The sequence below is a fragment of the Candidatus Nitrotoga sp. M5 genome, from assembly GCF_927904885.1.
GTDB lineage: Bacteria > Pseudomonadota > Gammaproteobacteria > Burkholderiales > Gallionellaceae > Nitrotoga.
Window position 1 is genome coordinate 129,040 of the sequence record NZ_CAKMNW010000023.1, and the last position, 13,228, is coordinate 142,267.

Consider the following 13,228-nt stretch of genomic DNA (forward strand, 5'->3'; position numbering starts at 1 on the left):
CCGATTTTACGCAATCATTCGACCAGAAAGACTATGTCTCGGCTCCATACATAATTACTTTTTAAAATTGCATCTGGGCTGTAACCGTAAGCGTGCGCGGTGCCCCCACCCCCAGCAAATTACTGCCAGCTGTTCCCCAATAGTTCTTATCGGTTGCATTGTCGAGTACCGCCTGGAATGTAGTTCGCTTGCCATCAATAATTGTAGTATGACGGGCGCCCATTGACACGGTCGTATAATCATCAACGAAAGCTTGATTTTGATTATTTACCGGACGCTTGCCCACGTAATACAGACCGCCACTAAGCGCTAAACCTGGAACACTCTGTAGACGATATTCGGAAAAAAGGCTTGCAGTCTGTTCCGGAGTATTGTCGGGGGTTTTATTGAATGTCGCTGCATTGTCTGCGTTCAATTGTTTGGCATTTTGAAACACCGCCGAGGCGACGAGCGATAGTCGTTTTGTGATTTCGCCTGAGGCGACCAGTTCCACCCCCCTGTATTGGGCCAAACCGTTCAGAGTAAGGTTGTTGGTAACCGAATCTATCGCAGTTGATGCACGCTCGATGTCGAAATATGCCGCCTGCAGCAGTATGCCCTGCGCAACTTCCGCCTTTATGCCGATTTCTTTTTGTTTCGACAGCGCGGGCGGTAGAACTTGCCCGAAATTGGCGCGATCGGGTCCGACAGTGTCGCTTTCCTCTAAGCCTTCCAGATAGCTTCCATAGAGGGAGACGTTGGAGATCGGCTTGTACATTAGAGCAAACGTTGGGGTCACTTTATCCGCTGTATAGCGGGAGTTGGGTGTCGTGCTCTTGTAATTGCTGCCGCGCGCACCAACCATGGCCTGCCATTTGCCGATCAGCATACGATCAAACAGATACCAGCCACGGTCCCGGATCGTTCCCGGGAAAGAGGGACGAGACTCACCAACTGGGAACTGAGGTGCAATAGCGACCGGATTGTATAAATTTTGCGGATTGGTGACGCCAGTAAAAGTCTGCCCATCCTGGCTTCGCTCATTGGCGGTAAATCCCAACGACAATTCGTGTGTTATCCATGTGCCCGGTAAGCGGCCATAGATCTCGGCGCGGTAGTTCTCGTTGTCAAATTCTTGACCGCGAGTGAAGGAGGTGGTGTTTAGCGTACCTTGACCCGTAGTGAGGTCATAGTTTTCGAAGCGGGAAAAAGCGCGGTCGCGAACGGTCCGCGCCTTGCCAGCCTCGAAGAACACGCCCCAATTGTCGCTCAGCGCGTAATCGGTACGGAACAGTAAATTCGTTGCCTTGGCATCGTACCTTTGCCAGTTTCCGCTCAAATTTTGCCGGTTGTCCGGCACGGACGGTAATGTGATCACGCCGTTAACTGCCGCCGGCACTAAGATCGGCGGCTGCTCCGAGACGTCCTTGGTGTAATGTTCCACATCGAATTTGAAGGACAGTTTGTCGTTAACTCGCCAGTCGAATGCGCCTGAGGCTAACATACGATCACCGGAATAGTGGTCAATGCCGGTATCTTCGCGACCTTTAAGCAAGTTAACCCGTACGCCGAATTGTTGCTCGTTTCCGAAACGTCGGCCAACATCAAGGTGAGCATTCCCACCACCATGCTGATTGCCCAGTAGCTTGAGATTTGTTACCGGTGTATTGCCAGCTCGCTTGGTCACCAGATTAATAATGCCGGAAGGCGGTACAAAGCCGTAATATAACGAGGACGCTCCCTTGAGGACCTCGACACGCTCTTTGTTTTCCACCGGGGTGGAGATCAGGTTGATTATTGGCAGTGATCCGTTCAGGCGGTAGTTGCCACGATTTTCTACCAAAATTCCACGAATGGCGATGTTGTCATAAGTCGAACCACTTATTGCCGAACGTGTAACGCCAGCCGTATTACGCAAGGCTCCAAACAGGCTGGTGGTAGCCTGTGCATCGAGTACTTCGCGCGTGATTACATTGCTGGTCTGCGGGATATCCAGTGGTGCCATGTCCCTAAACGTACCAACCTGAACAAAATTGGACTTAAAACTGCCCGCGCGCTCAGCCGCCACATTTACAACGGGGAGTTCTTTGGTTGATTCATTTACAACGGAGACCTCTGTGCTTGGCTCAGTTATAACGGGGACCACTGTGCTTGGTTCAGACTGAACAGAAGTTTGGGCGTTTGCACAGGAAGCCGAAAACGCCAGCGAAAGCGCACTTGTAACAACGGATAAACGAAACTGCATGGGTATACTCCAAAAATTTTAATTAGATTTCAATGGGGGACTGAGGGCGTGTTAGCACGCTCTCGCTAAGCTTGGCTAGAACGCTACTGTCTGGCGGTTTCCATGAGGAGACTGGTTTTGATTTTCTGTAGGGATTGCATCGCAGCAGCAACAACGAGATGTTGCAGATTGGCAGCAACGATGGAAATTGATGACGGGTCGTTTTGGGTGGATATAGTTCTCCCGACTTGGCGCGCCGCACAATTTCCTTCGGCGTGACAACATAGTTTTGCCGCGAGGTGCTTACTGTCACCTGGTCATAATCGAGAAACAGACACGGAATGTACTGCAGCTGGAGAAGTCGAGCTGCTTCGACACGATGGTGACCATCCATCACCGCCAGGCTGTTTCGTTCGAGCGTGATGGGGATTCTCCAGAGCTGTTCGCTCAGAATCGTTTCGGCCAAAGCTGCTGCATGCTCGGGATAATGACACTCGTTTGGGCGAACCCGGTCTACTCGAATATATTGGATAGGAAGCGTGCAGAGCATTGTCAAATCCTTTCTATACTGCTGTCCAGATACACCCGTTCGGGATGAGGGTGGCTCAAAAAATCGTGATGGGAAATATGCCAGCCATAAGCACCGGCCATTAGGAAAGCCACGCAGTCGCCAGCACGGATGCGCTCAACGTGAGCGTCGCGCGTCAAGATGTCTTTGGGCGTGCATAGCTCGCCGCATAGCGTAATCGGCTCATCTTGCACAGTTGGTCGTGGAAACGGGTAAGGCCAAGCATCGCGTGGCAGCACTACGAATGGGTGGTTGTGCTGCCACGATACTGGCAACCGGAAATGGTGTGAACCGCCTCGCAGTATGGCAAAGTGCTTGCCGTGGGTGGTCTTCACGTCTGTGACATCGGCCAGGTAATAGCCACAGTCGGCGGTGAGAAATCGGCCGCATTCGAATACGATCTGGAAGTCGAGTTGGCGTGCTGCTATTAACGTCGACAATCCTGTACAGAAATTCTCCCAATCGAACGGCGCTTGCCGGTCGGCGTAGTTCACGCCTATGCCACCACCGACGTTAATCCACTTAAAAGTCAGCTGGTAGCGGCGCTGCCACGCTTTCGCCAAATTAAAATAATGCTCCAGCAGAGCGAGATGGGTCTGTGCGTTCAGATTGTTGGAAATCGCATGGAAATGTAACCCTTGGAGGCGCACGCCCGGCAGAGTCTGAATTAACTCTATCAGGGCAGGGATGTGTGCTTCTTCGATGCCGAACTGGGTCGCTTGTCCTCCCATGCGTAATGTGGCCTGCTGCGGTACATGCGCCGGGTTGACTCGCAACAAGATGTCCGCCACCTGATTACGACGGCGAGCGATCCAGTCGAGACGTCGCAATTGGTGCTCACTTTCAACATGGATCAGCATAACCTGCTGTTCGAGGGCACCTTCCAGTTCAGCATCAGTTTTGCCGGGGCCACCGAACACAATTGGCACGGTTCTATCGACAGCTCGCACGCGCTTAATTTCACCCAGAGATGCCACTTCAAAGCCGTTGGTGTGGTTCAACAGAGCCTGCAAAACAGGTTCGTCGCTGTTAGCCTTGATGGCATAGAACAGCTTGCACTGTGAAGGCAAGCTGCTAAGCAGCTTGCTGGCACGTCGGCGCAGATGGTCAAGGTCGTATAGATAGGCGCACACAGGTTCAGTGTCTCTGTCCATATAATTACGCAGGAATTGTAAGTTCATTGCTCGGCACCTCTCACTTGATGCTGAGTTAAATGAGCCGCCATGGCACGGCGGGCAATTCCGCGATCATCACCTAGAATGAACATTCGGACTTGGTCTTGGTACGAAGCCTGAAAATCTTCCGGCGCGCGTGGCAAGGCGCAAAAAACTTTGCCGTGGTGTTGCGCCGCCTTGCGAATACGTGATACCGCCGTTAACACCTCTGGATGACGGGTCTGCCAGGGAAATCCGAGCGACTGAGAGAGGTCCGCTGCCCCCTCCAGTAGTACGTCCACTCCATCTACTGCCGCAATGACGTGAGCCTGATCAAGTCCTTCAGCATCTTCGATCATCACTACCACTAGTGTTTGTTTTCGTGCGGTATCTAAAGTGGCCGATAGGTCATCACGCCCAAAGCGGCTATGCCAAGTGGCGTTTAGGCCGCGCTCGCCGCGCGGGGCGAAATGACAAAAACACACTGCATCTTGTGCGGCTTGCGCTGAGCGGATGCGCGGAAACACAATTCCCTCCGCACCAGCATCCAGAGCCTGTACCACTTGGTGCGGTGCTGCTACCCGGACCAGCGCGGATACCCCGCTCGCCCGTGCGGCCATTAGCATGGTAGCGAGTTGTTCTGCTCCGATCAGTGTATGTTCCAGGTCGATTACCACGAAATCGTAACCGGCCGCTGCAACCAGCTCCACAGTGAGCGCAGCAGGTGTCGAGCAGAACAGGCCGTAAACTGGATCATGTATGGATAAACGAGCTTTCAGGCTGGGCATTATGGCTTCCGTTCTTGCGCGAGTGGGTTGGGAGCGAATCGGGTGCGTAGTCGAATTTCTGGCTGGAAACGACGACTAGCGAGGAGTTCAATGGTGACTTTGTCAGCAAAACAATCAAACAGTGCATAGCGTGCAGCACTCTCTGGATGGCGCCCTTGGTGCGCACACAAAACTTCACGGGTGATCTGCCAGAACTTTTCTTCTGTCATGTCATAGAAACGCTCGAACAGCCAAGCTAGTTCGGCCAAATTGACAAAGAATAGCGCGTCGAAGGTGAAGTCACGCAACTCGTTGGCATTGTCAGTATCCTGGAAAGAACCTGGATTGACCCGGAGATACTCGGCGGGCGGTGCCGTGAGCGCGGGCGTAGAACCGAACAGTGGCGATTTGAAGAAGAGCACACCGCCATCGAAATCCTTAAGCGCTACGCGCGCCGGCAGCCCGTCTTTATGTAGCAGGATCATGTTCTGTGCGTGTGACTCTAGTGCCACGCCGTGTTCCCACAACAGATGCAATACAGGCAGCCAAGCCCGCTCTATCAGCCGTCTCAACCAGTGTTCGGAGCCGTAGCACTTTACCCAATTATCAATAAAAGGTCGTCCATCGGTGTCCACATGCATTAAGGCCGTCATCGGGACGGCAGCCTCATCCTGCTGCAAGTGGGTATGTATGCTTTCGCGCCAGATGCTTGTCAATGCCCCGTATTGGCCGTACGCTGGCGCCAGTGGCGTATAACACACGCCAGCCACTTCGCGCAGTAACACTGGTCGTGCTAATGGTTCTGACCAGTCAGTACGTTCCACCAGCGCTAGCAACCAGTCGCCGATGATTGCTGCATTCTGCACGGTATGCGGTGGCAGCACCCGCGAGGCGGAAGTATTGACTATGTTCATTGCAAGTTTGAGCGACAGGCGGCTACGGTTACTAAAATTACTCAGTGTACGGATCGATTGTTGCGGTAAGTAGCGGTCTGACAGTGGCCCGATTTGCAGTAATTCGCCGCACGCCAGCGCCTGATGATAGCCGGGCAGGATTACTTCGTCCCACTGCCAAGGATGAACCGGTAACGGTAAGTAATCTTCTGGTTGCAACCCGCGCCGATTTAGTTCTTCGCAAAAACGTTGCCAGTCGGCTTCACCCAGCAACGCGTGCATCGCAACGGTTTCGCTTAGCGAGGAACTGACGGCCCAGTGGCTGCGATCACGGCGCACAGCCAACAACAACGGCGTCACGGCAGGCGCGAATTCCGGCGCATAAGCAGCGTTGTCATCAAGCGTAAAACCCAGTCGCGATTTGTAGCTCGGGTGGTAGGGGTGGCCATCGGTCAGCCGGGCTTCTATCGTGTCATAGTCGGTGCCACGCAATACTTCATTGCCACGTGCATATAAGGTTTGCGCATCCTTGATCTGAGTTGCCAATAATTCTGCAGCAAATTGGCTGAGTCGTCCCTCGTCAGCGGCAAGCCATGGCTTGATTTCTGCCAGAAATAGCGCAGGGTCACTGGCTTCTTTGGTGACGCCGTTATCGCTACGCAACAGCGGTGTGGTGATACGCAAACGGCCAAAGCTGAACGTGCGTTGCGCCTGGCATATGTAACTGACTGGCGAACTGTCGGTGCGCAAAGCGGGCAAAGTGAGCGTTTCGCCATGCCACGTGCAGTGTGGTAAAGCGTCTTCGAATAGTAGTGCTTCTAATAATTGGCGCAGCACGCGACGACTGGCTTGCCGGTAAGCTGGACTGTCAATCAGGTTTTGATAATCGTATGGTTGCATGGATTTACCTTTGAATCAGCATGGGGTTGGGAATTTCGACCCAGATTGGATGTTCGCCGTGTCGATGGAAACTACTGAGCATATTGGCTTTGGCTGGTAGAGTAGGCTGTTTGAGCAACTGCTGTGCAAGCGGGTTGCCGGTCGCATCGAGCTGCTCTGCCGTGTCCTGCCACAGCGTAGTCTCCGTGGTCAGCCCAGTACGGGCAAGGCAGGCAATTACATGGCCCACATGATTAACCAGTACGTAATACTGGAAGCGATGCCATGCCTGCTGTTCGTCATATAGAGCAGGACTGTCGGGCGGCAGGCGATCTAAGAAGGGGTATCGTGTGCGGCTGATACTGGCGCCCTCCATGTCGCGGCTGTAGCCACGCACTGGCCAGCCGTTTCGGAAAGCCATCATTGTGTTTTGAAGGTGCGCCTCTAGGCTGATGCCATATTTGGAGAACAGGCGCAGCAATGGCAGTAGGCTAGCCTCAAGGTAACGTGCCCACCAGCGTCGAATTAGTGCTCCGTCGAGCTCGCCTTCCACTGCCGTCTGCCGCAGTAAATTTAGTAGTGGAATTTCGCCCTCGGCCGGCTCTTCCAGCACTGACGCGACCACTTGCACATGCTCGGCCTCGGCGATCGGCATCGCTTTTCGGTACACCACTGCGCAAGCGGCGCGTAGAGCGTTACTCGACAGCTTCAATGTCTGGCTGCCCAGTTCCGGCAAGATGTGGAATGCCGGTTGCTCCAACACATCCTGTGGCAGCAAGGACAGTGCAAGGCTAGCATCGAGCGCCCGTTCTACCTGTTCGGGTGGATTGTTGCGCACGAAGTTTGTGATGCGGATATTGAGTGACAATTTGAGGAACAGGTCTTGACCAGGCAACCAGACCGTGCGTACCGAAGACGTTGGCCAAGCCACTTCACCCAGCGGACCCAACGAAATTAGAGAGCGATCTTTTACTAGTACATTGATTTCAGGTATGTTTAAAAGGTAGTTGGCCTGCCAAGGATGGCAAGGCAACAATTGGTAATCGCCACCAGCCAGCAAATCCTTGGCGAAGAGGAGCGCTTCCGGGTCGATCGGTAGGGCCTCTCTGTCCACGGCGCGCGTATCCAGCAGGCCAGTGGCTACTGCGAAGTAATGCAGGCGAAATGAAGCGCCGAGTTCGGGGGCGTAGCGCTGCATGTCTTCTTCGCTAAAGCCATCCGAGGCTTTGGAGGTGACATGGAAAATGTGGCCGAAACGCATGCCCTGCTCGGCTGACAGGAACAGCGAACGCCCACCTATAGGTTGATATCGGTGGAAGCGACGCACTTTGTCCACGCTGTTGCGCATCAGCGTTTTCAGGTGGTCACGACATTGGTTCGCTACATCGACAGGTAGGCTGTTTGCTGTAGCGAGCGAGTCGGTGATCAAATCAACGAATGGCATTACGTCGTCGGTCAGCGGTTGCCAGTCGCTGCGCCGCCCGATCCACGCGAACGGTGCCACGCGGTGATAGCCGATCGGCGAGAAGTACGCCAGCGCGCCGGCCAGCTGATACCCAGTCTGGCCAAATGACACTCGATACGGCATTAGCCCGGCGGCCCGCCAGATTTCAATATGTGCGCGCAATTCGATTGGTCCCGGTTCGGAAGGCGCAAGGCGCGGGTCAAAGCAACTCGTTTCTCGGCAGTAGGTATTAAGGTACTGCTCCACCAAGCGTCGTTCTATTGGCGTAATTCGCGGCAGGTGTGGTGACATCCAATCCTCTCTAGTTATGCTTTTGAATAAGGGGGGGCTAAAGTGGCATATTGGCCGTTGCGAACCAGCAGCCCAGCCGCTAAGAACATTGCCGCCACTGGCCAAACAAGGTTGACGGGGTCGAGCAGCGGTATTAGAACCATGATCAGGAAGGGACCTAATAATTGCCCGCCAACCATGAAACTACTGATTAAACCAGACATATGGCCATAGGCTGAGGCGGGTAGTTGACGGCTGCAGGCCAAAAGCACCGACTGTGCCAAGGCTGCAAAACACACCCCCTGAGCTACCCGCAGCAGGGCGACTAGCCAGATATGATCGACAACCAACAGCAATCCGATAGATAGTGCACAGCCAATGGCGGCCAGTGTGAAATAGCGTCGCGGTTCGCCACGGTCGTTAAGTTGTCCCCACAGCGGGCTAGCCAGCATGGTAGCGAACCAGCCCAGCGCGTGCAGCAGTCCGGTCTTACTGGCAATGGCATCGGTAGATGGGAAGTGAGCTGTCATGTAGAGTGCGAAGACATTGACGAGCGCGAATGCTGCTGCCTGTATCAAGCAGGCGGCAAGCATCCACTTGCGTAAGTCGGCATGAGCGAGTACGGCGCGCAAACCGGCAAACTGGGGAACGTCAGAATCTGGCACAGTTTTAGGCGGTTCGCTGAGCTGCTGCCACAGTATCCCGCCAATGATACCGGTGAACAGCGCGCTTGCCGTCAGCAGCGGCTTGAGTGACCAATAGTCCAGCATGACTCCACCCAGTACCGGACCGGCAAACGCGCCGCAGGCTATTGCGCTTCCTTGCAACCCTAGCGAACGTCCGCGCGACGAATCGTCACTGGTGTACGCTATGAAAGCAGTGAGCACCACTCCTAGAGTACTCATACCTTGCAGCAGGCGACCCAGCATGAAACCGTAAACACTTGAGCTGAGCGCCATCAGCATCATGCTAGCAATGAAAACCGCCAGCGATACTAGCAACATGCGGCGATAACCAAAGCGGTCGCACCACTTGCCGATGTAAGGAGCAAAGCACAACGTGCCTAAGGCCGGTGCTGCAAGCGCAAGGCTGCTCCAGCGCGCAGCACCGATCGCATCGACATGCGTCAACATTGCAACATAAAGCGGCATGATGGGCACCATCATCATCAGTCCCATTGTGGTCACGGCTTGACATGCAAGTAGCAGCGCAAGGTTACGGTAACGTGACATCGCAGCGGTCATGCATACGCCCCGATGGGTAATAACGGATTGGCCAGTTTTCCCATGGAACTTGGCATGCCGGTACCGAAAATCGGACGATTAAGTAGCGGTCCGAGCACTTGCTTGAATGGCCAACTGGGTTCGTCCAGCAGCAGACTCTTCGTCTGACTTGCGATTTCATCCGTCAGCGGAACGCGCGCCAGACAGTCTTCCATTACTGTGCGAACGATACGCCAACCATGCGTCTCTTCTCGGTCGTAGCGCTCTGCCAGTGCAGCGAGGATGGCATATAGGTTGACTTCAATGGCCAGGGTTTGCAGATATGCCAGTAGTTGTTGTGGTGTATTCAATTCAAGCGTATTTGGAATGCTACGGTCGAACACATAATCCGGTGCCGCTAATCCCTGCGCCTGCATCAGCGGCGAGCAGATGCGCAAGCTGTCATGGTCGCGCAGCACCAGTGCAACGATGCGCTGTCCCTGAAATCCCAGCACCACGTTCTGTCCATGCAGTTCCGGCATGACGCCACCCGCAAAGCAGCGCAGACCCAACTCCAATAAAGCGTGGGCGATGTCAGCAAACAAATTCCAAACTTCGTCTTCATGTCCGGCAGGCCCCACCAATTTATCGAAAGCTGGAAGTGACCCGTTGGCGCTTACGACTGGCAATGCCGCCATAGGTATGAGCGTTACATTAGGCAGTGCCGGGTAACGTCGGATCAGACAAGCCAGTTCACCCGGCTCGTTTTGCAGTACATCATCCTGCCGCAACGCCCACCAGTCATTCTCCTCGCACAACAGCAGATGCGCCGCCAACCAATCATCCCGTCGTCTCAATGTTTCTAGGCAAACACTAGCGAGCATACCGTTGTGCAGATAACGCGGTGGCAGGGTGCGCATTGCTCCTAGTGCGTTGACCGAAAGCGCAAGTTTGACGTGTATGCCGGGACGGCCGATGATGGCGAGTGATCGCAGCGAAGCTGTTGGCAGCACCGTTCCCGGTCCACTGCCCAAGTTGATGCACGCCGCAAATTCCGACGGTACTGTTCGGCTAAGTTGTTCCCATTGCCACGGATGCACCGGCAGCCACAGGTAAACCTCACTATCGGCACCGCAAATGCGCGCCTTCTCGGCGAGCGCATTCTGCTGAGCATGATCAAGTAGAATGTCTGCCAGAGGTTGTCCGGAACAGGCGCTTCCTCGAACTCGGTCCCGAGGCAACGCTACCCAGTGCAGCGCGAACGAAGTTGCTGTTTCCGGTAAGTAGGCGGTGCCATCACTTTCGTCCCAGTCCTTGGCACGAGCCAATGGATGGAATGGGCGATCTTTTAGGCAGCTTAATGCCTCCCAAGACAGCAAATCGTCTGGTGCCGCAGTGAGACGTGACATGATGTTGTCTTCATGCACTGCAGCGAAAGCAGTTTGATCGTAGGCAAGCCGGAAGAATCGAACGAAACGGCCCGTCCGGTCGATCCACCAATCGGCCGTTTGTAATGCTTCGACAGCCTCGATAACATTCAAATCTGTCGTGTGCGTAGTGGCATGTAGTACTGCCGGTCGATCCGAAACTCGGAATGGCCGTAAGCCGGTGGTCTGGTACCCATGCCAACACAGCGATCGTATTGGGCTCAGCGTAATCTCAAGGACTGTTTCGTCTTCGGCTGTCAAATGGAAGGCACAATGTGTGCGAAAATCATAAAGATTTTCTAACCAAAGCGCATCAAACAGATCCTGTGTTAACCGAAGTGCGTAAGGGTGAGTTGGCGTAATCTGCATACCCTTAACCGTATAGAGGCAATTGTGTTCCGACACCTCGAGCGCATGCCAAATGATAGAAATGACGCGCGCAGACTATGTCGTCGAGTGCCATACCCATCGGGTTGAGAAGGATGATTTCATCATCGTTTTCCCGTCCCGGCCGATCGCCGATGACAATTTCACCAAGCTCGGCATGCAATTGTTCGCGACTGAAGCGACCTTCCACCACTAATTGGTTAATAATTTTCTTTTCGCGATTGGATTGGTCCCAGTCATCTACCACTACCTTATCAGCCTTTTCATAGACATCTTTGTGCACGTCCATGATGGAAACATTACTAACAAAGGCTCCGGGCTTGATCCAGTCGTAAGACAGATAAGGCGAATCGGTTACCGTGCAGGTGACGACAACATCAGCTGCACTAACTGCTGATTTCGCTGAAATAGCTCGGATGAAGTCAACATTCTGAAAACGCTTTGCCAAAGTGTTTATCAACGTGTCAATGGCAGTCGGCGATAAATCAAACAGGTAAAGACGCTCGATGGATGGAAATTGCTCTAGCAAGGTTTGCATTTGCATGCGCGCAATCAGACCGCACCCAATGCAAGCCACGTCAGAAAAACCCGTACGTGCCAGATAGCGAGTAGCCACGGCGGTGATGGCGGCGGTGCGCATACCGCTAATCAGCCCCCCTTCCATAATTGCGATTGGATAATTAGTTTGTGCGTCATTTAGCACAATTACTGCGCTGGCGCGTTCAAGTCCGAAGCGTGCAGGGTTATGTTGGCGGCTACCGATCCATTTCAAACCTGCCACTGCCTGCTCACCACCCAAGTAACATGGCATGGCGATGATACGATCTGCAATATGGTCTGCACTAGGCCAACGCAAATAAGGTTTGAGCGGCTGCACACTGTCGCCACGGGCGTGTGCAGCCAGTCCAACGATAGTCGCATCGACGTAAGGTTGTGAAATTCCGCCGTCTAATGACATCAGATCGTTGCGGCTAAGATAGAGTAGGCCAGGAGTGCTGGATGATGTACTCATGTTGGCTGTCCCAGAAGTTCTTCAACAGAAAATTTTGATTTGCGGCCTAGATGATGATCTTCCATACGCGCCAACCATTCGTCGTCGTAAACCGTATCCAAATATCGTTCACCACGATCTGGCAATATCGTCAGAATGCGAGCGGGGTGAATCAAGTGTGCGGAAATTTTTTGAATAGCAGCTATCACTGCCCCGGACGAGCCACCTGCGAAAATTCCTTCATGCTCCACCAGTTGTCTGCAAGCAACAGCAGATTCATAGTCGTCGATGTGAATGACCTGATCGAATTCATCGCGCTTCAACAGTTCGGGTACGCGGCTGGCGCCGAGCCCCGGCAGCTCGCGAGGAGATGACGCGCCGAACATTACCGAACCTAACGCATCCACAGCCACAACCTTCAGGTTTGGCCACGCCTCGCGCAGCCGCCGTGCGATGCCATGTATAGTGCCGGACGTGCTCACCCCCAGAATCAAGTAATCTAATGGGTTATCCAGATCACGCAGAATTTCTTCGCCTTCACCGTGGTAATGGCTTTGCCAGTTAAGATCGTTGGCATATTGATTGGTCCATATCGCGTCCGGCTGCTCGCGCAGTATGTGCTTCACGCGCTCAATACGGGTTTCTAGATAGCCACCTTGGCGATCCTTCTCTGTGACAAGCTCAATATTGCCGCCATAGCATTGAATGATCCGCAGATTAATTGGTGAGATTTTTGGATCGACGACCGCCGTGAAACGCAATCCATGAACTTTACAAACCATTGCCAGCGCAATGGCGAGATTACCTGAAGAGCTTTCGACGATATGCGAATTTTCCCGAATTGAACCATTGGCCAATCCTTGCTCAATAAAATAACGCGCGGGTCGGTCTTTTACACTCCCTCCAGGGTTGGTCAGCTCCAACTTTGCGAGTACCTCGCACCGCGATTTGTGGAAAAGACGAGAGAGGTGAACAATTGGCGTTTTACCTATGCCACTAAGAATGCTATGTAGGATCATTTG

General features: G+C 53.6%; 10 protein-coding genes. All 10 read right to left on the bottom strand.

Annotated features, from left to right (window positions below; all coding sequences use genetic code 11):
- Positions 1-61: 61 nt before the first annotated feature.
- Genes MJ770_RS07065 through sbnA form a run of 10 tightly spaced genes read right to left on the bottom strand, consistent with a single transcriptional unit; the run spans position 62 to position 13,225 of the window.
- Complete coding sequence (locus MJ770_RS07065; RefSeq protein WP_239250906.1) at positions 62-2,224, bottom strand: TonB-dependent siderophore receptor; 2,163 nt, start codon at positions 2,222-2,224, stop codon at positions 62-64.
- A 22-nt stretch (positions 2,225-2,246) separates the two neighbouring features.
- Entirely contained in the window at positions 2,247-2,753 is a 507-nt protein-coding gene (locus MJ770_RS07070) for a ParB N-terminal domain-containing protein (protein WP_239250907.1), read from the bottom strand.
- Between the two features lie 2 nt (positions 2,754-2,755).
- The gene (locus MJ770_RS07075; RefSeq protein ID WP_239250908.1) at positions 2,756-3,952 is read right to left on the bottom strand and encodes a type III PLP-dependent enzyme; all 1,197 of its coding nucleotides are present in this window, start codon (positions 3,950-3,952) and stop codon (positions 2,756-2,758) included.
- Positions 3,949-4,713, bottom strand: coding sequence for an HpcH/HpaI aldolase family protein (locus MJ770_RS07080; RefSeq protein ID WP_239250909.1), 765 nt, complete (start codon positions 4,711-4,713; stop codon positions 3,949-3,951). Before MJ770_RS07080 ends, MJ770_RS07075 begins: the two co-directional genes overlap by 4 nt.
- On the bottom strand, positions 4,713-6,485 hold the full coding sequence (locus tag MJ770_RS07085; protein WP_239250910.1) for an IucA/IucC family protein: 1,773 nt from the start codon (positions 6,483-6,485) through the stop codon (positions 4,713-4,715). Before MJ770_RS07085 ends, MJ770_RS07080 begins: the two co-directional genes overlap by 1 nt.
- 4 nt (positions 6,486-6,489) lie before the next feature.
- The gene (locus MJ770_RS07090; protein WP_239250911.1) at positions 6,490-8,220 is read right to left on the bottom strand and encodes an IucA/IucC family protein; all 1,731 of its coding nucleotides are present in this window, start codon (positions 8,218-8,220) and stop codon (positions 6,490-6,492) included.
- Between the two features lie 14 nt (positions 8,221-8,234).
- Positions 8,235-9,443 carry an MFS transporter gene (locus MJ770_RS07095; RefSeq protein WP_239250912.1) on the bottom strand — a complete coding sequence of 403 codons (1,209 nt, stop codon included), beginning with the start codon at positions 9,441-9,443 and terminating at the stop codon, positions 8,235-8,237.
- Entirely contained in the window at positions 9,440-11,197 is a 1,758-nt protein-coding gene (locus MJ770_RS07100; RefSeq protein ID WP_239250913.1) for an IucA/IucC family protein, read from the bottom strand. Before MJ770_RS07100 ends, MJ770_RS07095 begins: the two co-directional genes overlap by 4 nt.
- A 4-nt stretch (positions 11,198-11,201) precedes the next feature.
- The gene (gene sbnB, locus MJ770_RS07105) at positions 11,202-12,227 is read right to left on the bottom strand and encodes a 2,3-diaminopropionate biosynthesis protein SbnB (RefSeq protein ID WP_239250914.1); all 1,026 of its coding nucleotides are present in this window, start codon (positions 12,225-12,227) and stop codon (positions 11,202-11,204) included.
- Positions 12,224-13,225 (bottom strand): 2,3-diaminopropionate biosynthesis protein SbnA, encoded by a 1,002-nt coding sequence (sbnA, locus tag MJ770_RS07110; protein WP_239250915.1) that lies wholly within the window; start codon positions 13,223-13,225, stop codon positions 12,224-12,226. Before sbnA ends, sbnB begins: the two co-directional genes overlap by 4 nt.
- Positions 13,226-13,228: the final 3 nt, after the last annotated feature.